The 23,839-nt window shown below is 54.9% G+C and carries 21 protein-coding genes; 4 read left to right on the forward strand and 17 right to left on the reverse strand.

The window, feature by feature from the left end:
* Window positions 1-385: 385 nt before the first annotated feature.
* From tcuB to AC2TCY_RS17010, 3 genes are read right to left on the reverse strand one after another with little or no spacing between them, the layout of a single operon-like run.
* Window positions 386-1,453 (reverse strand): tricarballylate utilization 4Fe-4S protein TcuB, encoded by a 1,068-nt coding sequence (gene tcuB, locus AC2TCY_RS17000; protein WP_480849133.1) that lies wholly within the window; start codon window positions 1,451-1,453, stop codon window positions 386-388.
* A complete protein-coding gene (gene tcuA, locus AC2TCY_RS17005) occupies window positions 1,443-2,837 on the reverse strand; it encodes an FAD-dependent tricarballylate dehydrogenase TcuA (protein WP_480849135.1) in 1,395 nt (464 codons plus the stop codon). Before tcuA ends, tcuB begins: the two co-directional genes overlap by 11 nt.
* A gap of 14 nt (window positions 2,838-2,851) precedes the next feature.
* On the reverse strand, window positions 2,852-3,529 hold the full coding sequence (locus tag AC2TCY_RS17010; RefSeq protein WP_480849136.1) for a GntR family transcriptional regulator: 678 nt from the start codon (window positions 3,527-3,529) through the stop codon (window positions 2,852-2,854).
* A gap of 77 nt (window positions 3,530-3,606) precedes the next feature.
* Here AC2TCY_RS17010 and AC2TCY_RS17015 point away from each other — a divergent pair, with 77 nt between their 5' ends.
* The gene (locus AC2TCY_RS17015; RefSeq protein ID WP_480849137.1) at window positions 3,607-4,662 is read left to right on the forward strand and encodes an AbrB family transcriptional regulator; all 1,056 of its coding nucleotides are present in this window, start codon (window positions 3,607-3,609) and stop codon (window positions 4,660-4,662) included.
* Here the strand turns inward: AC2TCY_RS17015 and AC2TCY_RS17020 are convergent.
* The 6 genes from AC2TCY_RS17020 to AC2TCY_RS17045 all read right to left on the reverse strand — a co-directional run bounded on the left by AC2TCY_RS17020 (window position 4,631) and on the right by AC2TCY_RS17045 (window position 10,832).
* The gene (locus tag AC2TCY_RS17020; RefSeq protein ID WP_480849139.1) at window positions 4,631-5,611 is read right to left on the reverse strand and encodes a D-2-hydroxyacid dehydrogenase family protein; all 981 of its coding nucleotides are present in this window, start codon (window positions 5,609-5,611) and stop codon (window positions 4,631-4,633) included. The genes AC2TCY_RS17015 and AC2TCY_RS17020 overlap by 32 nt on opposite strands.
* Window positions 5,608-5,844, reverse strand: a complete 237-nt coding sequence (locus AC2TCY_RS17025; RefSeq protein WP_480849140.1) for a hypothetical protein — start codon at window positions 5,842-5,844, stop codon at window positions 5,608-5,610. The genes AC2TCY_RS17020 and AC2TCY_RS17025 overlap by 4 nt, the downstream gene beginning before the upstream one ends.
* 50 nt (window positions 5,845-5,894) lie before the next feature.
* A complete protein-coding gene (locus AC2TCY_RS17030) occupies window positions 5,895-6,983 on the reverse strand; it encodes a 4-oxalomesaconate tautomerase (RefSeq protein ID WP_480849141.1) in 1,089 nt (362 codons plus the stop codon).
* Window positions 6,980-7,636, reverse strand: a complete 657-nt coding sequence (locus tag AC2TCY_RS17035; protein ID WP_480849143.1) for an isocitrate/isopropylmalate family dehydrogenase — start codon at window positions 7,634-7,636, stop codon at window positions 6,980-6,982. Before AC2TCY_RS17035 ends, AC2TCY_RS17030 begins: the two co-directional genes overlap by 4 nt.
* Entirely contained in the window at window positions 7,633-9,663 is a 2,031-nt protein-coding gene (locus AC2TCY_RS17040; protein ID WP_480849145.1) for a tripartite tricarboxylate transporter permease, read from the reverse strand. Before AC2TCY_RS17040 ends, AC2TCY_RS17035 begins: the two co-directional genes overlap by 4 nt.
* An 80-nt stretch (window positions 9,664-9,743) precedes the next feature.
* Complete coding sequence (locus AC2TCY_RS17045; RefSeq protein WP_480849147.1) at window positions 9,744-10,832, reverse strand: tricarboxylate transporter; 1,089 nt, start codon at window positions 10,830-10,832, stop codon at window positions 9,744-9,746.
* A 139-nt stretch (window positions 10,833-10,971) separates the two neighbouring features.
* Here AC2TCY_RS17045 and AC2TCY_RS17050 point away from each other — a divergent pair, with 139 nt between their 5' ends.
* Both AC2TCY_RS17050 and AC2TCY_RS17055 read left to right on the forward strand, forming a co-directional pair.
* The gene (locus AC2TCY_RS17050) at window positions 10,972-11,640 is read left to right on the forward strand and encodes a response regulator transcription factor (protein WP_480849148.1); all 669 of its coding nucleotides are present in this window, start codon (window positions 10,972-10,974) and stop codon (window positions 11,638-11,640) included.
* Window positions 11,637-13,004 carry a sensor histidine kinase gene (locus tag AC2TCY_RS17055; protein WP_480849149.1) on the forward strand — a complete coding sequence of 456 codons (1,368 nt, stop codon included), beginning with the start codon at window positions 11,637-11,639 and terminating at the stop codon, window positions 13,002-13,004. The genes AC2TCY_RS17050 and AC2TCY_RS17055 overlap by 4 nt, the downstream gene beginning before the upstream one ends.
* A gap of 228 nt (window positions 13,005-13,232) precedes the next feature.
* Here the strand turns inward: AC2TCY_RS17055 and AC2TCY_RS17060 are convergent, their stop codons facing one another.
* From AC2TCY_RS17060 to AC2TCY_RS17095, 8 genes are all read right to left on the reverse strand, one after another.
* Entirely contained in the window at window positions 13,233-14,291 is a 1,059-nt protein-coding gene (locus tag AC2TCY_RS17060) for an ABC transporter ATP-binding protein (RefSeq protein ID WP_480849150.1), read from the reverse strand.
* Window positions 14,291-15,538: an MGH1-like glycoside hydrolase domain-containing protein gene (locus tag AC2TCY_RS17065; RefSeq protein WP_480849152.1), complete on the reverse strand. Its 1,248-nt coding sequence runs from the start codon at window positions 15,536-15,538 to the stop codon at window positions 14,291-14,293. The genes AC2TCY_RS17060 and AC2TCY_RS17065 overlap by 1 nt, the downstream gene beginning before the upstream one ends.
* 5 nt (window positions 15,539-15,543) lie before the next feature.
* Window positions 15,544-16,752 carry a carbohydrate ABC transporter permease gene (locus tag AC2TCY_RS17070; RefSeq protein ID WP_480849153.1) on the reverse strand — a complete coding sequence of 403 codons (1,209 nt, stop codon included), beginning with the start codon at window positions 16,750-16,752 and terminating at the stop codon, window positions 15,544-15,546.
* A complete protein-coding gene (locus AC2TCY_RS17075; RefSeq protein ID WP_480849155.1) occupies window positions 16,752-17,987 on the reverse strand; it encodes a carbohydrate ABC transporter permease in 1,236 nt (411 codons plus the stop codon). Before AC2TCY_RS17075 ends, AC2TCY_RS17070 begins: the two co-directional genes overlap by 1 nt.
* Window positions 17,988-18,048: 61 nt before the next feature.
* Window positions 18,049-19,404 (reverse strand): ABC transporter substrate-binding protein, encoded by a 1,356-nt coding sequence (locus AC2TCY_RS17080; RefSeq protein ID WP_480849156.1) that lies wholly within the window; start codon window positions 19,402-19,404, stop codon window positions 18,049-18,051.
* A gap of 17 nt (window positions 19,405-19,421) precedes the next feature.
* Window positions 19,422-20,558, reverse strand: a complete 1,137-nt coding sequence (locus AC2TCY_RS17085) for a LacI family DNA-binding transcriptional regulator (protein WP_480849158.1) — start codon at window positions 20,556-20,558, stop codon at window positions 19,422-19,424.
* A 481-nt stretch (window positions 20,559-21,039) separates the two neighbouring features.
* Window positions 21,040-22,089: a PLP-dependent cysteine synthase family protein gene (locus AC2TCY_RS17090; RefSeq protein WP_480849159.1), complete on the reverse strand. Its 1,050-nt coding sequence runs from the start codon at window positions 22,087-22,089 to the stop codon at window positions 21,040-21,042.
* A gap of 88 nt (window positions 22,090-22,177) precedes the next feature.
* Window positions 22,178-22,888: a glutathione S-transferase family protein gene (locus AC2TCY_RS17095; RefSeq protein WP_480849161.1), complete on the reverse strand. Its 711-nt coding sequence runs from the start codon at window positions 22,886-22,888 to the stop codon at window positions 22,178-22,180.
* Between the two features lie 133 nt (window positions 22,889-23,021).
* On the opposite strand from AC2TCY_RS17095, the gene sigZ reads away from it, so the two are divergent.
* Entirely contained in the window at window positions 23,022-23,579 is a 558-nt protein-coding gene (sigZ, locus tag AC2TCY_RS17100; protein ID WP_480849163.1) for an RNA polymerase sigma factor SigZ, read from the forward strand.
* Window positions 23,580-23,839 lie beyond the last annotated feature (260 nt).

The raw sequence follows: 23,839 nt of genomic DNA on the forward strand, positions 1-23,839 counted from the left end.
ACCAAATCATTGCCCGGTTAGGTGTCGTTTATGCAGTTGCAGCGAATTCGCACTTGTCGATGACCAATTGGCGGCATTCCAATCCGCGCTGCTGTTCTACAATCGCTGGAAGCGTCGGGTTGATACGGGTGGATTTCCGACGGTCATGACTGACTTGGCAGCGCAGCATGGGGAAGAACCGGTCGTGGTGATCGGTGCCTTCTGTGGGACAACAATTAGCACAGTTGGAAGGTGTTCGAACCGGAAAGTCGTCTTTCTGAGCCCAATTTGGAGCACGCACGGCACGTAACCTACACAGTTTTAGAGGTTGTTCTTATTGCTGACTAATCCCGGCTGGAAGCCGCGAACCTGTTTTACCAAAAGAAGCTGAAGCAAACATGCCTGTTTAGGCGTTCCTCTTCCGTTGCGCATCTCTTACAAGCGCTGCCAGCCTATAGAACCCATGAGCCATCTTTGTGAACGGCGTCAGCAGAAAAAAAGCCAGGACAGACGCGAGGTGAATCGCCAGCATTTCTGGCATAAGGGCGGTGTGCCCAAGACCGTACAAAACAAGTCCACTGAAACCGACGAAACCCAGCAGCAGAGTGAACCCGATATCACCACCCCATGCCGAACTGTCGCCAAGCTCGCGATCCGACCTCTGTTTCAGCAGGACCATCGCGACGCAGCCAACGGTCAAGAGAATACCACCCGATATCCCGAAGAGCTTGGGCAGTGACCAGAATCCGTAAGGGGCATGCAACCCAAAGAAATAGTGCATTACCGTGGCCACCGATGTAGAGGCAAAGCAGAGAAGGAAGCCGTACATGATTGCCTGATGCACGTGACGGCGCGCTTGGCTGAACCGATCCTCGTCCTCGAAATTGCAGCCTTCTCCGTGCCCTGCTGCCAGATCCTGCATTTTGCTTGCCCGCCTAAAGGCCGCTAATAGATCGGTCAATTGAATGGGTTCGCCGCCCACAGCGCGCCAATAACGGCGCATACTGATGGCAATGCTGAACAGCGGCAAAAGGAATGCCGGCGCGAATATCGCCACCATCGCGTTATGAGAAAGGACAGCATAGAAACCACGGCCGCCGGTCGAACCAATCGCATGTATTGCCCAGAACAGGACAGCAAAGCCGATGACCAGCGCCAAAGCGATGGCAGCACCGTGCGTGTGAAACTTGTGCGCCAGTGTTTGGGGCCACGCAAGGTTTTCCCAACTGTCCCGACGCACTTCGGCAAGCGCTTTGGGCAGATTAAGATCGAATTCGTGCGGAGCCGTGTATTGGCACGCATAATAGCACCCTCGGCAGTTGTGACAGAGATTGGCCAACTGCGTGATGTCGCCGTCCGAGAATGCGCGTTCGGCGTGAAGGGAGGGGAAGACTGAGCAATAGCCCTCGCAATAACGGCAGGCATTGCAGATTTCTGCCTGACGACGGGCTTCCTGTATGAGATCAGTTTGCATAAGCAGCGGCCTCACGTCCTGCAATACGTCCAAAAACGGTTCCGATGGTCATGCCAAAACCAGCGAGATACCCCTGCCCCAGAATCGATCCGGCCATGGTTTCGCCTGCGGCCCAAAGGTTCCTGACTTTGCCCGAAGGTGTTGAACACTGTGCGGTGTCGTCGACCTTCAACCCCAGGTAGGTGAAGGTCACGCCAGTGCGCAGCGAATAGCCATAAAATGGAGGTTCAGTGATCGGACGGGCCCAATTGGTTTTGGGTGGTTCTAACCCGGTTGTCGCAACCCCATCCAGCTCGGTCGGATGGAAGGCGCTGGTTTCTCCACAGGCCGCGTTGAATGCCGCAACAGTAGCATTCAGTTTGTTGGCCGGCAGTCCCATCATATCCGCCAGTTCGTCCAGCGTATCCGCCTTGAGCGGTGGAAACACCGATGGCATGAACAGGTTCAGCGATTTGGCATCGATGATAACATAGCCTACCTGATCGGGTTGTGCTGCGACGAGACGTCCCCAAATCGCATAGCGCTTGGGCCAGACGTCTTCGCCCTCGTCATAAAATCGCTGAGCGTCTTTGTTCACAACGATAGAGAAGGGCACACAGTCCAGACGGGTCACGATGCCGCCGTCGAATTTTGGAGCCCGCCCATCAATCGCCACGGCGTGGCATTGGGTCGGGTCACCGACGCTCTCGATACCTTGATCCAGAAGATCCGCCAGTACAACGCCACGATTGTAGGGTGTACCTCGGATCAAAAAGTTCTGTGCGGCAGGTCCCCAGGCACGGGTCAGCCAATCGGTGTCAGCCTGAAACCCGCCCGAGGCGACAATCACGGCCTTGGGTGTTATGCGATGTGACTCGCCCTCATAAGAATAGTCGACCCATTCCACTTGGTCTTCGTTCAACTCCAGATGTGTAACAGCTGCTTCGTACAGGACATCCACGCCCAAGCCTTCGGCCGTCCGGTAATAAGCATTTACCAGCGATTTACCGCCGCCCATGAAGAACGCATTGGTTCGCGCAAGAGAAAGGGTACCTGAAAGAGAAGGCTGGAAACGGACACCTCGGTTCTCCATCCAGGGCAGGCATTCTTCTGAGGTTCGGATCGCAAGTCGCGCCAGATGTTCTTCAGTCTTGCCGCCGGTAACCTTCATCAGGTCCGAGAGGTACTCGTCTTCGCTGTATTCCTCGACCAGCGGACCCAGCGGGCCAGCATGCATGCAACGAAAGTTGCGCGTATGGCGGGAGTTTCCACCCCGATACGGCTTGGGTGCCGTTTCGAGGATCAAGACTTTTGCCCCGGCTTCAGCCGCGGTCATAGCAGCGCACAACGCGGCATTGCCGCCTCCTATGACCGCGATATCGTAAGCTTCCATTCTGGTGGACATGTCCGGTCTTTCTGTCAGTTCTGGTCGATTGTGCGATCACGCTCTTGCAGGGCGCGAATACGCATCCGCTGTGCGGCTTGAATGTGAGCGCGCATTTCTGTCTCTGCTGTCGCTCCGTCTCGTGCCTTCAGTGCCGTCATGACACGTCGATGCTCAGTCACGGCTACCTCGGCACGATCACCATCCAACAGTTGCGAAGGGCCTAAGATCAGGAGAGCCTTTTGAAGTGACAACATCGATTTTGCGAGAAATCGGTTCTTGGCAGCGTCCAGTAGCGTGGCATGAAAAATACGATTGATCTGCGCCGCGTCCGGCCCTGTACCTGCTTCAGCCAGACGATCATTCAGAACTTCCAGCTCATCCATCTCTACATCCGACGCCGCCCTCGCAGCCAACCTCGCTGCGGTGCCTTCAAGCACAGCACGCATCTCATACAGCTCCATGACCTCGGCATAATCCAGGCTGCGAACCGTAGCGCCCTGTCTCGGGACATGCGTGACAAGCCCGTCTGCCTCAAGCTGCCGGATCGCCTCACGCACTGGTGTGCGGCTGACACCCAGCCGTTCGGACAATTCAATTTCCCGCAGCCGATCCCCTGGCAGCAAGGCACCGGCTCGAATCTCGTCCAGCATCCGTTGATACGCAGAATTCCCTTGTGGGCCCGGCTGAATCTGGTCGTCCTGGAGGGTCATGGCACTCACACTTGCATATTGCGTCCAATTGTATACACTTGGATACATAGCGAGTCAACCGAAACGGAAACCCCATTTTGTCCGCCCAAAAAACACAGGTGTTGCAGAGGTTGTTCACCATCAGTCTTGCGGTATTGGGCACACTGGTGTTTTGGGCGCTGGACCTGCCTTTGCCGTTCTTGTTTGGCCCGATGTCCGCCTGCCTGATCGCAGCATTGGCCCATGCTCCACTTAAAGGGTTCGGTCAGGTTTCAGTCGGAGCCCGTACAATCCTTGGCGTCGCCGTAGGGGCTTCGATCACACCTGCATTATTTGCGGAGCTGCCGAAGATGGCGGCGTCGATCACGCTGGTCCCGTTCTTCATCATCCTGATCGGGCTGGTTGGCGTGCCATTTTTTCGCAAGATCTGGGGATTTGACGACAAAACCGCGTTTTATGCGGCGATGCCCGGCGGGTTACAGGATATGGTCATCTTTGGCACCGAGGCCGGTGCGAACCCGCGGACTTTGTCATTGATTCATGGCACACGCGTTCTGATCATTGTCACATTAGCACCCCTGTTTCTAACGGTGTTTTACGGCGCCGAGCTGACGAACCCCATTGGTGAACCCGCACGCGATTTGCCGGTTCACGAACTGTTATTGATGATCATGGCAGCGATCGCTGGATGGAAGGGCGGAGAGAAAATTGGACTGTTTGGCGCGTCTATTCTAGGCCCTATGATCCTGACTGCTGCCTTGTCGCTTTCGGATCTCATACATTCACGACCGCCGCGTGAGGCGATTCTCATGGCCCAGTTCTTCATCGGTTGCGGAATTGGCGTTCAGTTCGTGGGTGTGACGCTGGCAGAATTACGGCGGATTGTTGCAGCAGGCGTCGCATACGTGGTCGTGCTGGCTATTCTTGCGGCAGCTTTCACAGCGGTTGTCACAACGCTTGGGCTTGGCCACCCGGTCGAAGCTTTCCTCGCCTTTGCTCCGGGCGGTCAGGCAGAAATGACAGTGCTGGCTATCGTTTCCGGTGCGGATCTGGGCTTTGTGATCACCCACCACCTGACACGGATTGTGCTGGTGATCATCGGCGCACCAATTGTTGCCAATCTCATTTTGCGCTGGTCCAAACCTCGGGATTGATCATATGGGTCGGTGCTCCTTTCGCATAGGCGATGACCTGATCGAAGATGTCCGCGAACTGCAGGTCGAACTCGTCTTCTGTGACAAAGCCGATATGGGGCGTCGCAATCAAGTTTGAATGAGACAACAGCGGGTCGCTGGGCTCAGTCATCGGTTCCGTGTCAAATACATCAATTGCTGCTTTACCTGGATGCCCGGCATTGAGCGCGTCAAGCAGTGCACCGGGAGCGATCAATCCGGCTCGCGAAGTGTTCACGAAAAGAGATGCGGGTTGCATGGCTGCAAAATCGACCGGAGTGATTATACCCATTGTTTCCGGTTTGAGTCGTACGTGCACAGAAACGACGTCACTTTCTGAAAAGAAGGCTTGGCGGTTGCGGGCGACGCATGCACCATCTCCTTTCGCCCGCGATCTCCCCTCTTCAGACGACCACCAAACGACTTTCATTCCAAACGCCTCGGCATAACCCGCAACTGCGCGCGCAATTCGGCCGTAGCCGTACAGGCCCAACTGCCGACCCCTTAGCGTTTTGCCGACACCTGCCTGCCATCGTCCGGCTTTGGCCGACGCCATCTGAGCCGGCAAATCGCGCATCCCCGCCATGATCAAAGCCCAAGTCAACTCTGCCGCAGCATAAGAAGGTGTGCCGCTATGCATGTTCGAACACAGCAGGACGCCGTGATCTGTACAAGCTTGCACATCCACGTGCGGATATACGCTGCGCTGACTGATAAGCTTTAAATTCGGCAGATTCTCGAGCAGGTCGCGGGTAACCTTTGTTCGCTCACGAAAGAGAACGAGCACGTCCGCATCCTGAAGGCGCGCAGCAAGTTGAAACGTGTCTTCGACGTGATCTGTCCAAACCGTGACATCCTGACCAGATAGCTTCGCAAAACAAGGCAAGTTGCGCAGGGTGTCAAACCAATCATCAAGAATGTGCACCTTCATCGGTTTTCGATGCCCCGCCCTAGTTCCAGCTTCCTGGGCGTTGGTACGAAATGCGGAGCCTCAAGTGCCGCCAGCGCATTGCGAACACGCTGGCTCTGGTCCAGCAAATAGTTGAATTGCTCGTCACATCCGGCGATTGGTGTCGGGTATTCCGCCATGTCGCGCCGCAATGCGGCCAGAGCCAACTTAAGTTCCTGCCGGGCAATGTCTATGCATTCAGAATACGTGTCCATTGTGGCCTCCCAAATTGTATACCAAGGTATACTATTTTTAGGAAATCCGATCAATGCCCGCCCCACACGCTGCGCGGCACATAAATTTGCCCATCTGCAAGCTTACGCGCTGTACGAACCAAACCTGCCGCATTCAGGACAAACCCATTGTCGGTTTCATAGTCCACAAGGACGTCAATTTTTCCAGATGCGTGCTCTAGTATGACTTCGGCTGGGCGTGAATCCATTCGATCCAGAAGGCCATCTGCGACAGTTCCCGGAGTCAGGGCACACGACGCCATGCATTGAGCACCGGTGACCGCCATTGTCGGGTGCGTTTTCCAGGGCATGAAGTACCGCACCGCAACGGTCCCACCGTCTTTGGCTGGCGCGAACAATCCGAACTTCGGTGTCACGGATTGCGAGACATCGCCCATACCCATCAAATGCCCTGCTTCGATCCGCACGGTTTCCATACGTTCAAAGAAACTTCGGTTGGCATCCAGTTCTTCGGCGCTCTCATGGCCTGTCAAACCAAAATCCGCAGCGCGCGCAATAGCCATGGGCATCGCGACATCCATGCAGGTTAATTCAATCCCTTGAATAGTGTTGCGCAGCTTTCCAGTGGGTAAAAAGGCGCCCGTGGATGACCCTACAACCCCCATGAAGCTCAGTTGCACCGGTGCCGCATGCCCCGGAACCCCTGCAATCTCGGTGTTGCCATCATAAGTCAGGTCACCACCCGGTGTCTGCACCTTGGCCACGACTTGTGCGCCTGTGTTGACTGCACGAATACGAATTTCGGTTTCGTCGCCTTGTGGCTTAATCAAACCCATTTCGATCGCCGCCGGACCGACCCCAGAAAGTATATTCCCGCAGGTAGGTTTGAAATCGACAAGCTTGTCTTCCACTGAAACCTGCGCAAAGAAATAGTCGATGTCGGCCCAGTCGTCGTCGCTGACAGACAGCATGGCGACTTTTGTCGTAACTGCCGCGCCACCACCGATCCCATCGATGTTAAGTGGATGCCCGGCCCCTACCGCTGCGATCAGTACTTCAGTCAGAGTTTCCAGATCGACCGGTAGAGCGGGCCGATGAAAATACGGACCGCGCGAGGTGCCTCCGCGTATGAAAACATAAGGGATTGCTGTTTGTGTCACCGCGTAACCTCCGTGATGAGCTTTATGTGAACTTCGGTGATTTCACGCGCCTCAAGTCCGCCATGCAGATCGCGATGTCGCGTTTCTGGCACGGTTAGAGCGGTGCCCACAGATGAGGGAATAAGATCAGCGGCGGTGGCATCTACATGCAATTCATCGCAGGCGATGCAGGGATACTCGGCCGTTATGGACCGGGTACAGTCCAGGAAAATCTCGTCGAACAAACGCATTGCGTTTGTTTCGTGGAACGCTGTCACATGTTGAGCTGAACAAGTTTCCGCGAGATCGAACGATTTATTCGACGGCACATCCACCCCAAACCCTGTCATGACTGGGCAGAGATTGTCGTGCAACTCCAATTCCTTGCGCTGGACGCCCGAAGGGTTACGGCTGCCTTTCTCTACCGGCGGATAATCGTTGTGATTAACGGATCCAAGAATAAAGCCATCTTCCGCTTTTGCGGCAGCGAAAACAGAGTTCGGAATTGTCGACCGGTTCGCCGCCAGAGCCGCGATACCTAATTCCTGATGCTCGATCTCGAGGTCCCGACACAGGTTGGGTTTGGCCGCATGCGGAAACGCCAGTGATGCGGCCGTGATTTCTGGACCTACGCCGTCACCTTCGAGGCAGCGCAACTTGAGGGGATCACTCATTTCAGGGGCCACGGCAAGCTCACCATGTCCTGCAGCAGCCCTGGAGGGAAGTCCCGGTTCAACGCACCCGCCATGAAGCACATGAATCCGATGCCACAGGCAGTCAGGATCAGCGTCATCTGCCAGCTGGATCCGGCGCGAACACGGAGGAACCCGATCAGGAATCCGATCAGAGCGAGGATAAAGCCCACGACCCAAGTGGCCGCAATCAGCGCTGCAAACCAAGCCAATGTAGACCAGAGACCATGGGGTGCACTGGCGTCTTCACCAGCGACTTCCTTGTCGGCGAATATCGCATCGCCTTCAGGCCGCCGCATCATCTGGATCAGCAGGATCACACAACAAAGCAGCGAAACGCCTCCGATCACCAGCGGTATGATCTTGTCAGTCATGTTGTAATCGGGGATCGCATTAGCGTTGACCAGGGCGACAATCAGATACGCCATAATCGACAATAGGAAGATCAATGGCGCGCGTTTGCTACCTGACTGCACATCGCCCTCGGCCATTATCATTTTTGCCTGGCGGATGCCCAGAATGACTGAGATGACGGTGACGACGATAAGCACAATTACGATGGGGCTGAAAACGTACTCCATTCCCTCTTCAAAGCTCTTGCGGAAACGGAACGATGCGATTTGGAAAGCTTGGTTCGTGAATTTTTCCACCGGGTTTGAAAGTACGAAGCCGATCAGAAAGGCCGGACGCGACCAATCAAAGCGGCGTAGGAAAATGCCAATCAACCCGATGACAAAAAGGGCCAGCAAATCTTCGAAGTTCTGACCCGATTGAAAGGCAGCGAAACTGATCAGCATGAACAGGAACGGCGCCAGATACGTGAAACGGATTGTGGTCAGCTTTGCGATACCGCCCGAGGCTGCAATACAAAGAATTGTGCCGACGACATTGGCCAGAGCCAACAGCCAGACAATCGAATACGTGATGTCGAGATTGTCCTGAAGCATGCTCGGTCCGACTTCAATATCGCCTGACCCCAGCAGGGCAACCGCACCAATAAAGATCGCCATCGAACCCGACCCGGGAATACCGAACAGAAGCGTTGGCACCAGACCACCGCCTTCCTTCGCATTGTTCGAACTTTCCGGGCCGATCACGCCACGGACTTCGCCGCTGCCGAAATTGCTCTTGTCTCTGGTTGATTGAACGGTGTGACCATAAGCGATCCAGTCGACGACCGATCCTCCCAGCCCAGGTATGACGCCGACGACTACGCCAATGATTGAACACCTAACTGAAAGCCAGATATTGGCGAACCAGTCTTTGACGCCGTCCAACCAACCGGCTCCAAGTGAAGCCCCTTTGGCAATTGAACGATCCTGCCTAAGCAGCGAGACGATTTCAGGCACGGCGAAAATGCCTAAACCCACGATGACGAGCTTCAACCCATCCGTGAGGTATGGAATGTCATAGGTCGCCATACGCAGCGATCCGCCGGCATCCGCCTCGCCGATTGTTCCGACCATCAAGCCAAGTCCGGCAGCCGCTACTCCTTTCAGCGGAATGCGACCAGCGAGAATGGCAACCATTGAAAGGCCCAGGATTGTGATCATCAACATCTCTGGCAGACCGAATGCCAGGACAATCGGCCTTGCGACCAGAATAAACATTGTCAGGAAAGTTGCGCCGACCAGCCCGCCAAACAATGATGACGCAAAGGCCGCTGACAGGGCCCGCGCGGCCTCACCTTTTTTGGCCATCGGGAACCCATCCAGGACAGTGGCCTGAGAAGCCGAGCTGCCCGGTATGCCCATCAGAACCGACGCGAACGTATCGGATGTCGGAACAACCGCGACCATCCCGATCATCAACGCCAGACCCAGGATTGGGTCCATTCCAAACATGAAAGGCAGCAACAGGGACAATCCTGCAATACCACCGAGCCCCGGAAAAACCCCAACGGCTAGCCCCATGACGACTCCGAGAACCAGATAACCCAGAACAACAGGTTGCAGGATCAGACTCCACGCATCACCAAGCGCAGGAAGAGCTGTGGCGAAAACCTCCATAGCGGCCGCCTTTCATATCTTTTGATATTATTTGAAAAGAGCGCGCCCTGAGTTCAGGGCACGCGCCGTGAGCGTTCGGCTCAGTTTAATTCCACGCCATAGGCTTCTTTGAGCCAGTTCAGGACATAGGCCTTGGCATTGTCATCAACGTTGGTCGCAGTCTGCAGTGCGGCTTTAGAGCCATCACCGACAAACACGGGGTATTTACCTACGCGCTTAGATGAAATCTCGCCAAAATCCGCGCGCTCTGTGACAGCCTGGAATGCAGCTGTGTATGTATCGACGACGTCCTGAGGTGTGTCGCCCGGAAGGAATGCAAGTTTCTGAACAGGGAAACCGGCGACGAAGAACGCCTTCCAAGCGTCCCAAGCCTCGCCGCTGGTTTCGCAACCGTCAGTGGCTTCGCAAACTTCCTTGAATGTCGGGATCTCTGGAAATGTCGGGTCGCGTACGATGTTGCCATCCGCGTCCAGGGCGCCCCAGGTCATCATTGGTACAGCTTGGCCCGCTTCGACCAGAGGCACTGAGCCCCCCAGGTAGCCGGATGAGGTCTGGTAATCGATATTGGCCTCGCCACGCTCGAACATCAGACGGCCGTCACCCCGACCTTTGATACCGAAAACCGGTTCTACATTCATACCCAGCATTTGCCAGGCCAGCAGCGGCACCAGGTCAAGACGGGTTGCCCCCTGCGAGCCATAGATAAAACTGGTGTCTTTGAGCCCGTTTGCAGAGCCATCAAATTTGGCGCCATCTTCAGGGTTGATATAAGCAACACCACCCGTCCCCGATGCCATAACCGGTATCCAGTCATTATATTCGTAACGCACGCGCGGGTCGCTCAGAAGGTAAGGAAATTGAGTCGATCCGGACGTCCCGAACAGTAGGGTTCCATCCTCATGATTTTGCTCTTGGAACCAGTTTGCGCCTTTGGTCGACCCGGCACCCGGCATGAATTTCACGACAACGGTCGGTTGGCCCGGTAGCGCCTCGGACAGAAGCGGGGCAAAGAAATTTGCCCATTTTGCTGAACCCCCTGTTTCCGAGAACGGAATGACCCATTCGACGGTCTTGCCCGAGAAATCGACCTCAGCGGCAGCGGGCGCGGCGAGACCTGCGGCGGCGATCAGCCCCACGACGGCACGGCGGGTGAAGTTGGAATTGGTCATTGGTTCCTCCCTGTTGACCAAACAACCACGACGGTGCCTTTCGCGCCACCGTGATCGCAAATGAAACTGTGGGGTTGATTCCCCCTCCCATCTGGCAATCATGAGGGGCCAACCTTGCGTGAAACTTGCGGGAGCACGGATGCGGATCGTCATCATCGAGGACAACGAAACCCTTGCCAACGCCATTGCCTATCGCCTGCGGGATCGAGGGCATTCTGCGGATGTCCTGCACGATGGCGATCAGGCGGACACGTTCCTGATGCACGAAGGCGCCGATCTGATTGTGCTGGACATCAACCTGCCCGGCCGTTCAGGGCTGAATATCCTGCATGCGCTGCGTCAGCGCGGCGAAAGTACACCAGTCATCCTGTTGACAGCACGGTCAGAAACAAGCGACCGGGTCACCGGGCTGGATATGGGCGCCGACGACTACCTGGTCAAACCTTTCGAGATGGACGAACTTGAAGCGCGCATTCGTGCTCTGTCACGCCGCAAGGACCTTGACTACGGTGTGCGAGAACAAGTGGGTGGGCTGGAATTTGACCGTGCCAACCGTCAGGTCAGTTCGCAGGGTACGGTTCTTGACGTTCCACGACGCGAGATGGCGGTGCTGGAATGCCTACTGGAACGGCGCGGTCGCATTGTGTCCAAAGGTCAACTGACCGATCATGTGTACGGCGTTGGTGCAGATGTGGACGACACGGCGGTTGAACCGCATGTCTCTCGTTTGCGTAAGCGGCTGAAGGAATTCGGCATCGGAATCAAAACCGCGCGCGGGCTGGGCTATCTGCTCGAGGTACAGAAGTGATCAGGACCAGATCACTCAGACTGCGTCTTTTTCTTCTTATTTTGACGCCATTGGTGTTGCTGTCGGTGGTATTGGGCTTCTGGCGCGTCATGGTGGCGCAAAACACGACCGAAGAGCTTTTTGACGACAGCCTGCTGGCAGCAGGCCTCGCGATTTCGCGCGACGTGGCAATATCTGGCGGCGATGCTCTGTTACCGTCGACGCGCAACATGATCCGCGACGCCTCTGGAGGCGAAGTTTTCTATCACGTCACGGGACCCGGAGGATACTACGTTACGGGATATGCCTACCCGCCCGTGTCCGGGGCCAGTGAATCTCAGGACCCATACAAACCCGATTTTTTCGAAGCGATCTACCGCAATGAACCTGTCCGCGTCCTCCGAATGACCGAGCGCGTCACTTTGGACAATCTGGTGGGTGATGCGACAGTCACCGTGTGGCAACTGATGGCTGACCGCCAATCCTTCGCCAATCAATTGTCGATACGCGCCGCAATCCTGATGGGTGCACTATTAATAACCCTTGCTCTTGTCGTGTGGTTCGGCGTCAAACGCGGCCTGCGTCCCCTGCTCGACTTGCAGAGCGCAATTGCTTTGCGTTCGCCGGACGATCTCAGCGTGATCCGGCGGCCTGTCCCATCCGAGGTAGAGGGCGTCGTAAGAACACTGAACAGATTGTTCGGCCAGGTGGAAAAGAGTATCAGCGACCACCAAACCTTCATCTCAGAAGCTGCACATCAGCTGCGCAATCCGGCGGCGGCCGTGCAATCAATGGCCGAAGCATTGCAGGATGCAAATACCGATGATGACAAGGAAAAGCGCATCGCCGAACTGGTGAAGGCCGCGAAGAACTCGGCAACTGTCGCCGAGCAGCTTTTGTCCCTTGAGCGGCTCAGACAACCATCCCATCAAGACCGTTTGGAAGAAGTGGATCTCTGCAGAGTTGTCGAAGAGGTCTGCGCAGATATGGGTGTACAGGTACTCGCCATGGGCGTCGATTTCGACGTGTCGATACCGGCTGAGAGGATACTTGTGCCTGGCGATAGAGTATTTCTGAGCGAGGCGATTAAGAACCTGTTGGACAACTCATTGAAACATGGCGGCGAGCCCCTTAGCAAAATTTCAGTAGTGTTGACTGGTGACCCGGATCGCGCATCAGTTACGATAACAGATGACGGCAGAGGCCTTTTACCAGAACAAAGTGAAATGGCATTTCGTCGCTTCACTCAGCTGGACCATTCAGCAGGCAGTGGACTTGGGCTTTCAATCGCTTTGGCCGTTGCGCAACGCCACAATGGCCAACTGTCAATTAACAACGTTTCCAAAGGCGCAAGTCTGACGCTCAGCCTTCCTCGCCGGTTGTGATTTGCACCTTATTACGACGCTCAGCCTCATTGGCAGGCTGAATATCCTAACTTGTTCCGTTTGTCGTAAGCCACGACCCGAGAGCCGGAGCATAGTTGACGCAAGAAGTCATCGCTAAGACCGCAGGGTTTGCAGGCTGCCCGCACTCAGATTCCCGACCTAACGTCCAAACCGCAGATGGCGCACCTCATTTTTCTTTCTTTTGGAGTTTCAAACCAACGGAACCAGCTAGTCAGCGGATACCAGCGCCCGCCCGTTTTCATCAAAGAAATGTAGTTTTTCCGAAGGAAATTGCAGGCCAATCCTAGCCCCAGGCTCAAGATTCGTATCCCCGTTAAGGCGAACCGTTACTTTCTCCTCCACACCACAATCAACGATCAGAAACGTGTCTGCCCCCAGATATTCGATAACCTCGATGACACCATCGCTTTGACCTTCGCCAGCCGCGACCACGCCGATATGCTCGGGTCGAATACCGAGATCAGTGGCTTCACCGGGCAGAGCGAAATCACCACTGCCACCTTGTTTTAGGCTGTACCTGCCATTTTGTGTCGTGCATGGCAGGATGTTCATTTTCGGGCTGCCAATGAACTGTGCCACAAATAGATTGGCGGGGCTTTCATAAAGCTGACGAGGCGTACCCACCTGCGCAATCTTACCAAATTCCAGAACGACGATCCGATCGGCAAGTGTCATTGCCTCAACCTGATCATGCGTCACGTAAATCATCGTACGCTTCAGATTCTGATGCAGCTTTGCAATTTCGTAGCGCATCTCGACGCGAAGAGCCGCATCAAGATTCGAGAGCGGCTCATCGAATAGAAAAGCCGTGGGGTCACGCACGATAGAACGGCCAATGGCAACCCGTTGCCGCTGCCCGCCGGAAAGATCTTTCGGTCGTCGTTCCAGAAATGGTCCCAGTTTAAGGACATCGGCCGCCTTATTGACCTGCTCGTTTATTTCCGTTTTCTGGACACCAGCAACCTTGAGCGAAAAGCCCATGTTTTCGGCAACGGTCAGATGTGGGTAAAGCGCATAGGATTGGAACACCATTGTCAGCCCTCGCTTGGAGGGTGGATGATCCGTAACATCGTTGCCGTTGATCAGTAATGCCCCCCGCGAGATGTCTTCGAGACCCCCGATCATGCGCAACAGAGTAGATTTCCCACAGCCCGATGGGCCGACAAAGACAACAAATTCTCCCTCTTCAATCTTGAGGTCGATGCCTTTGATGACCTGCGCAGAGCCAAACCATTTTTCGACGGACTTAAGTTCAATGCTGCCCATTAGTTCCTCCCTGCCCAGTGAAGCCAGACCGCGGCTGTCCAGGTGAATGCATTGCCCCCGGCGGGGTTTCCAGAAATGGGGTCGAAATACTCTGCAAACCCGTAGATCGAGATCAGATCTGCGGTCTTTCGGCGAAGCTCTTCTACTTGTTGCACGTGGCCCATTTCGGCCAATCCGAACGCAATCATCATGTTCATGAAGGCCCATGTCGGACCGCGCCAATATCTGCGCGCATCAAAATTCGGCATGGACGTATCGTAGCTTGGAACTGGATAGGGAACGGTTGCCAATACCGATTGCAAACGCTCCAGCATCTTTGCGGATTCAATACCCGCGTACCAACACAGATATGAAGCGTTCGAGATGCTGCCGGCCCATTCCCCTGTGTGTGCGTCGCGGGAGTCGAAAAAGCCCAGATCCTCGTTCCAAAGTGAATGTGCACCTTGTTCGAGTTTTGAGATATCAATGCTCAAAGTGCCTGCATCCAGACCAAGTTGTTCGCTGACTGCCAGCAAGTCCCTCGCGGCGCGAAGCGTTGTGAATGTCATCGTCGGATCGGCTACACGAAACGGATTCCGGGATAAAAGAGCCTGTTGATCCCATTTTACCTGCCGGCCGATCTGAACCAGTTTGATGTAGCGATCATAGTCGAACTTTGTCGGTCGATCTTCACTGTTCACGTGACTTGTGTCGCGGCGTTGATACTCACCCACATCAGAGGCATCCACCCGCGCCATCGCCTTGTCCCAATCGGGCGCATTGTCACGACCTGCCTCCCAAGGATGGGTTGTGCAGACAGCCCCCTGATCATCAAGGCGCCATTTCATGATCCAACGGTGCCATGCCAACATTTTAGGAAACAGTGCCCGAAGGCGCGCGTCACCAACCTCGGTATCCTGCTCCCAGATCTTACGCGCCATCGTCGCGGCAATGGGGGGTTGGATGATACCGGAGGACGGGATTGGACCGCTGCAGCCCCAGACATCCGGACCGGGATAGTACCCGTCGTCCTGCTGGTGGAACAAGATATGCGGCACCATGCCGTCATCCCATTGGCCGGTAAACAGCGTTTCGATTTCGGTCCAGGCCCGGTTGATGTCAAACTCGGCAAAGCCAAGCGCGGCGATCGCGCTATCCCAGTTCCACTGATACGGATACAACCCCTCGGTCGGGATAGTGTAACCGCCGCGATCATTGGCAATCAGGATATTGCGCGCTTCGCGATCTGGATTCGTATGCTGGTTCATCTGTGTCATCCTTTGACGGACCCCGCAGTCAGGCCCTTTGTCATGAAACGTTCAAGCCCCAGAAACAGCGCCATGATCGGGACAGTGGCAATGACGGCACCGGCCATCAGGTGCTGACGGGGAATTTCTGAGGAATTCAGCATCGTGACGCCTCGGGTCAGGGTAAATTTCGACGGGTCATCCAGCAGCATGAAGGCCAGCAGGAATTCATTCCATGCGATCATGAAGACATATAGCGATACCGAGGCCAGCGCCGGCAGGCTGAGTGGCAAAGTGATCTTCCAGATCACGGCAAGGCGCGACAGGCCATCCATAAGGCCGGCCTCTTCCACTTCGGTTGGCAGGCCGCGAAAGTAACCCTGCAGCATATAAAGCGCCACCGGGATCGTCGTGACCGGGTAGATCATTACGATACCCAGGATCGAGTTGCGCAGCCCAGTCAACGAGAAGGCGATATAAATCGGCAGCGCCAGAACAATCATCGGCACCATGTAGATCAACAGGATCGAGCGCGAGAACGCCTTTTGCCCCTGGAACCGGAACCGAGCCACCGCATAGGCCCCAGGTACGCTGAACAGCAGTGTTATGAATACCGTCAGGACCGAAACATAGAACGAAGTCCACAGGTACGTTCCGAAATTGAAGTCGCGAAACAGCTCGGTATAGCTGCGGAACAGAGCTGTTCCCTGACTAAAGTCGACCGAGAAATCGAGCGGGTTCTGCAACAAAGCCTGCTGAGATTTCAAGCTGGTCATCACCATCACATAGAACGGGATGACCACGATTGCGGTGAAGAAGATGTAGCCGAAGCCGGTGCAAAAGCGGATCACCGCATCTTCGAACTCATGCCGAGTCAGTTCCCCGAAAGGTACCTCTTTGAGGATTTCAGCCATAGAAACCTGCATAACCGCTGCGATCGCAATTACCGTGATTAGTGTCGCCTGAACCGAGGTTTCGGGTCCGATCAATACTGGGCCGAACCCAGTCAGACATGACAGGCCAGCTAACGCGGCTACGCCAAGTCGCACCGGCGCATATCGGGCCGGGAACCGGACAGAAGTCAGGCCGATAATCGCGCCCCACAACAGGCTCATCAAAACTTGTGGGCGGAATGCCGCGCCGGTGGCAAAAGACATGGTGACCGCGACGGTAGTGGCAATCACCACCAGCCACAGTGCGCCCAGAACCGGCCCAGTTACAAAGCCATTGCGCATCACAAACCCTCCTCACGGCTGATGAACCGAAAGAAGACAAAGCTGAACGCAATCAGGCACAACAAGATCACGACGGCCACAGCGGCGCCGGCACCGATATTTGAGATCGCGAAGGCCTGTTCATAGACATTCACGGTCAAAGTGCGAGTGCCTGCATTGCCGCCAGTCAGCAGGAAAATGTCGTCGAACTTGTTGAACGTCCAAATGAAGCGCAACAGGAACAATACCGATAGGATGCCCAACAATTGCGGAATGCTCAGCAGCCAGAACTTTTGAAATGGAGAGGCACCATCCATATCTGCCGCCTCGTACATGCTCGAGTCGATGGACTGCATCCGCGCCAGGATGAACAGGAACGACAGTGGAAAATAGCGCCATATCTCGAAGACTGTGACCATGATCAGCGCCAGTGGACGTTCACCGAAAAAGTTGATCGGGTCGCTGCTTAGCCCCATTTGAACCAACAATGCATTAGCCGAGCCTGAAAACGGATCAAACAGCGTGACCCAGGTGAATGCAACGGCGATGACCGGAGCAACATAGGGGAAAAGGTAGAGACCGCGGATGACCCCCTGCCCCCTGAAGCTTTTGTTCAGCAGCAAGGCCGCGAACAACCCCATAACCAAAGCCCCGATGGTGCCAAAGACGGTATAGAACAAAGTAACCCACAGAACGCCCCAGAATTCCGAGCCATCAAAGACGCGTGCAAAGTTCTCAAGGCTGAATTCGAAATTGGTCAGTATGCTGGGGCCACTGCCAGTAAGTGTCGGTTCCGACCCTTCAACCAACTCCTCGAAGGTGTCAGTGTCGCCATCAATTGCAACCGGAATACGGATGCGTTCGCGTTGACCGCCCTCGAGACTGCCGAAGTCGCAGAATAGGTTCCGACCCTCCAACTGGCAAGGTGCCACTATTTCTGCTGTTGGCGTCACGCCCTCTGGAAGTGTGTCGCTGATGGTTACGCCCGCGATGGCAATCTCCTGACTCGAGTTGCGCAAGCGGTACTCGATCCGCAAGTCATCCCCCGATCCACGCAAGCTTTCGCGAACAACTGGTGCAGGCGGACGCAGGTCGGACAGGGTAAAGGGCTTGAAGCTAATCCAGATGATGGCAAACAGGGGCAGGATCACCACAAGTGACACGCTGATCACGGTCGGAGCCAGAAGCGCCCATGCCAAACGTGCCTCGCGTTTCGCAAGCGCTCCCGTGCCGGTCGGGGGAATGGCCGAAGACATGGGATACCTCAAAGGGTTGGGGCAGCGGCGCGAACGCCGCCGCGTGAAAAACGGGCCGGGTTTACTGAACCTTGGCGAGTTCTTCGTTCATCGCAGCAACAGCGGCGGCAGCGTCGACTTCATCATCAATGTACTGGCGGACAACGCGGTTGATCGCCTGGCTGTTAATCATTTTAGACGCCAGCGAGAGCTGACCTTCGGTCACACCCCAGCGCTGAGCAACATCCAGACCACCGACAATTTCGTCGATCATCGTCTGGTCATAGAGTTCGCCCAGAGGCGCCTTGCGGTCTACGCCAACAGGCAGTTCTGCCCAGGCCTCGGAGAATGCGGTCGGGTTGTCGGCATTACCACGACGAACCGGGAATTTGCCTTCGGGCGCGATGGCCAATGTTTGGGTATAGCCCTGATCCATGGCGTATTTGACGAAATCAATGGCCGCATCGGTATCTGCATCATTGGTAATGCCAAAGTACCGTACGTCACCCCAAGCCGCGCCATCCGGGTTGGACGGGCCTGAAAAGTTGGTCACAATCCCCGTCTTGGCGGCCAGGTCGCGCGAAGTAGGGTCGTCGTTGATCGTCGGCGGAGCGCTGTCGCGCAGACCAGCCAACTCGTCCAGAATGAACGGGGACCAGATGATCATCGCCGCCTTGCCGTCGAAGTACAACTCGCGTGACTGTTTCCAATACAGCTCACCCGGAGGCGATGCTTTGGCAATGGCCTTGTAGAAGTCCAGGACTTCAGCGGTCTTTGCCTCGTCAAGCGGTTGGAATCCGTCCGGACCGACCGGGCTGACGCCGTTCGCAAGAAAGACGTGTTCCAGCACCTGACTCATAAAGTTCTCGTCCACTTTTGTGGCAGCAACGAAACCGTACATCTCCGGTGGGTTGTGCAACGCCTCAAGCGCAGCCTCGACTGCAGCAAAGGAACTGGGCGCGTCCAACCCGTTTTCGTCAAACAAATCCTTGCGGTAGACGACCATTTGGGTCCAGCCGTCAACGGGTACGGAAGCCGTTTCGCCGTTAAATGCTGCCATGGCCAACGCGCCGGGCGCAAAAGTGTCGGCGCCAAGGTCCTCGACCACTTCGGTTGCTGCTTCGGTGTCCAAAATCCCTGCTTCTGCCCACGGCAATGCGTACTGCAACGGGTGATAAACCACATCCGGCAAATCACCGGCCGCAAAGGCCGCTGTTGCGCGTGTACCGAGATCGGTTTCAGTAACCGGGATTACCTCAACAGATGTTCCGGTTTCCGCTTTGAACTGGTCCGCCATTTCCTGTTGCTTTGCCAGTCGCTCGGGCTGTTCCTCAGTCGTCCAAAACCGAATTGTATCCGCCTGAGCGGACACGGCTGTCAAAATCAGCGCCAGAGATGTTCCAAGCATCAGTCTGGACGCGTTATGTGTAAGCTTCATAGTCGGTCTCCTCCCCGCTAATGATCATTGAATTGTTCAGCCTTTCGCGCCAGTTCCTCGGGTGTAAGCTGCGGTGGCCCATCAGATTCACCCTCGATTAGGACAGCGTCGCTGAGTTCGCGTAAGTTTGCAGGCTCTTCGCCTCGTGTCTGGCGGATAAGCAGCGTGGCAAGGCGTTCGCCTGCCCGCTGAGAGTCTACACTGAAGGTTGTCAGCCTCGGATTGACGTATTGGCATTCAGGGATGCCGTCATATCCGATGACGGAAACGTCATGTCCGATTTCGAGGCCCAGGTTAGCGCAAACCGGATAACAACCCAGTGCTGCCAAATCAGTCGCAAATACTATGGCAGTCGGTGGGTGTTTCAGCTTCAATAGCGCCTTTGCTTCCACTGCCCCTTCTTCGCGCGTACGCGCACCATCCCGAACCAACTTTGAATCGACAGGTAAGCCGGCGGATCGCAATCCTTCGACATAACCGTCACGGCGCAGGTGGCTATAGTTGAACTTCGGATCGCTTCCGACGTAACCGATGCGGCTATGGCCAAAACCGACCAAACGATCGACCGCATTACGGATTGCCGTTTCGCCGGAGATATCAAACCAGGATGTGTCATCCTGAGGATCCGATTGCCCATATCCTGTCCGACCGTAGAGGATAAAAGGAACCTTCAACTCCCTAAGGTATTCGACACGCGCGTCGCTAACTTCTGTCCGAGGCAGGATGAACCCGTCAGCCTTGCGTTCTTCTACAAGTCGCCCCAACACCGTGAGCATGTCCTTTTCGGACTTTGCTGTAGATATCGTCATGGTCCAATCAAATGAACTTGCCGCTTCACAGGCGCCCGCAAGAAAGTCCTGAAGAAACGGATTGTGCCGGTCTGGTTCTTCGCTGTTGATGACCATGGCAATGGCCCGCACTTTGCCTGTTCGAATAGCCTGCGCGTGGCTCAGCGGCCGATAGCCCATCTTCCGCGCGGTGGTCTCTACTCTCTTTCGCGTTGCATCCGAAATGTCCGAGTATCCGTTCAATGCGCGGGACACAGTACTCTTTGACAAACCAAGATGGTCCGCCAGTTCGTCCAGCTTCACCCTCTGGGCAACAGAGGTTCGCCGGAGTGGTGTATCGTATTTCTGCATCTTGGGATTCGTCATCATTTGTTCATTTGTTTGCTCCGAAACCGGTTTCGGCAACAAAAAAATCAAACGAATGCTTCAACCCAACAAATCGCGGCGCTTAAGTAAAAGTGCGTTCGGATCGAATTGCGATCTGCCCCCCATAGCTGACAGTCGGCCGGACCCGTCCTTTGATCTGGTTCGCGTTGGCTTTTCGATCCCGGAGAGAACTATTGTTTTTCGGCGAGCTCCGAGCTCCAGCTCTAACTGATTTGATGCAGTAATCCCTGAAATGAAGTCCTCGGCATTGCGAGAAACGTGAAGCAAGTCAAAATAGTCAATCGCGATGCGCTTGAGCATAACGTCCAACTGATCAACCGAGAGTATCGGCACCGTCAAGGCCAGTCTCGATGTCCGTGACCAGCCCGTCAGCCAACAACCGTATCCCACAATACTCCTTCTTTCATAGGGCAAAGGGCTGTGTCGTTTTCTGAAAGCGCACGAACACTTAATAAGATCATCACCTAGGAGTAGACCAGCATTCCAGGTCTTCAGAAAAAGGCCGGATATCTCCAATATGTGCACTGACCCAATCCGGGTCATAGTAGGTGTCCAGATATCGGTCACCACTGTCACACAGCAGCGAGACGATCGACCCCTTCTCGTTGTTACGCATCATCTCATTGGCGGTCTGGAGTGTCCCCCAAAGGTTGGTCCCGGTTGAGGCACCTGGCCGCCGGCCAATCTGTTTTTCCAGCCAAAGCATCGTGGCCACACTCGCCGCATCGGGTACTTTGATCATCCGGTCAATGACATCCGGTTGGAAAGAATTTTCGACTTTGGGTCGACCAATACCTTCAATCCTGCTGGACCGGTCTGACGTCAGAGTTCGATCTCCGGTCTGGTAGCTGTCGTAGAACACAGAATTCTCAGGATCGACGACCGTCAGGGCAGTATCGAATCCACGGTACCGGAGGTACCGGCCCAGCGTGGCTGAAGTTCCGCCGGTGCCTGCGCTCATCACCAGCGTCGTTGGTACGGGATGCGGCTCGCATTCCATTTGCCGGAAAATGCTTTCGGCAATGTTATTGTTACCACGCCAATCAGTTGCGCGCTCGGCATAGGTAAACTGATCCATGAAGTACCCGCCGATAGAATTTGCCAGTTCGACCGATGTACCGTGCATTTCGGACGCCGTGTCCACGAAATGCGTTTGACCACCATAAAACTCAATCAGTCGAATTTTGCTGTGAGCTGTACTTTTGGGGATGACTGCGATGAATGGCACACCGATCATGCGTGCAAAATAAGCCTCGGAAACCGCCGTGCTGCCCGAAGATGCCTCAATGATCGTCGTGCCTTCTTTGATCTTGCCGTTGCACAAGGCGTAAAGAAAAAGAGACCGAGCTAGCCTGTGTTTCAGGCTACCGGTCGGATGGGTGCTTTCATCCTTTAGGTAGATATCCACCCCATCCAGGTTTGGAACCGACAGCTTGAACAGGTGCGTATCCGCTGACCTGTGTGCGTCTGCGTTGATCTTGGTGATAGCACCCACGACCCATTTGTCCATTTTTCCCTCGGTTTTGTGTCTTGTCATTTGTCCAACTATGCGCCCGCCCACCTGCACATGGCAAATGGGCGGGACTTGACGGAAAGGGTCAACCGCAGCACCCGCTCGTATTGGATTGTGAGGGCTCGCCTGGTGGTTCGTTCAGATTGGCTCCGCGCCCCAGCCAGGTCCGTTCAGCCAAATAAAAGTCCGAGAACCTTTGATGAAAGTCTTCCGGCACTGACTTCACGGGGATGCCGCTGTTCAACAGAGTTTGCTGCCAGGCTTTTACCTTCGGGTAATTGGTGAGCATGTCGTAACCACTGTGCTTCTCAACAATGGCCGCGCGATGCAACAGTGGCAACCAGGCGATATCCACGTTCCCCAAAGTTTTGCCTGAGAAAAAAGGGCCGTGTCCCAATTGACGTTCTGCCTTGTCAAAGGACTTGCCGAGTTTCGCCATACGTTCGTCAAACAGGTCTTTGTCTGCGCTCTGCATTGTACTGCACTGCGTCAGATAGTGTTTGGTGGCTTGATAGCTCCATGCCCGATTTATCGCGCGTTGCTCCGGTGTCAAACCATCCTGTAGCGGGGCAGTGACTTCATCTATATATTCTACAATCGCGTCTGACTCGAACAGCGGTCGACCGCTCGCGGTTATCAGCAGTGGCACCTGGCCTGTAGGGGACATGTCCAGAAACCACTCGGGCTTGTTCTTCAGGTCAATATATTCAATATCATAGGGAATCTGCTTGGCCTCCAGCAATGCTGTAACGCGCTGAACGAATGGGCAGATTTTGAAACTAACGATCTTGATCATGTCTGTGGTCCTTCTTGGTTGATCTGACTTGTAAGACGAGCGTCGACGCGAAAAGACGAACCTTTCAGGAAAAAAATCGCTGATATTGTTGTTTGTTTTGAAGACGCACACGGAACTCAAGGAACCTGTACCAATGAAACAAGCGAACCCGGATCTTGAGAGAATATGGTCAGAGTACCGCACCAGTTTGCTGGCATTCCTTCGTTCGAAGGTATCCAACCCTGATGACGCTGACGATTTGCTTCAGAGTATCCTGCTAAAAACTCACAAGGGCATCAGCGGCCTCGACAAAGTCGAAAACTTGAAAGCATGGCTTTTTCAGATCGCGAACAACACAATCACTGATTTCTATCGGAGCAACGGGCGTTCTGCAGCGATTCACCCAGAAGATCTGTGGTACGACGATCTGAGTAAGAGCGACCAACATGTCCTGGAAAACTGTGTTGTCCCATTCATTGACGCACTGCCGCCTGGTATGGGTCAATTGTTACACCGGATAGATATGCAAGGCGTATCGCAAAAGGACTATGCGGCAGAGCTTGGCGTAAGCTACTCAACTCTCAAGTCCCAAGTCCAAGCCAGCCGGCGACAATTGCGTAAGCTCTTTGAAAACTGCTGCGACTTTTCAGTGGATGCAAGGGGCAATATCGTGGACTACCAACGCAAAGAAACCGGTTGCGACGACTGCTGAGTCGTCCATGGCAGACCCTCTCTCGGCTTACACCAAAGTAAGGATCGGGCCGAGCCCCCCCTTTTGCGACAATTGATACTGCGCCAGCATTCCAGTTCCGGGAATAGTGAAACCATTCAGCGTCATCAGTCGTAGCGTTGAATGTGTGAAATATCCGAAAAATCCTTGCAGAAAAGTGAACTGGCAATTCGGCCATTGCAACACGTGTATGGTTTACACGTTCTTCAAAACGCAATCGCCGTAATTTGGTTGGACACGTG

It is taken from the genome of Ruegeria sp. HKCCD7181, from assembly GCF_057221055.1.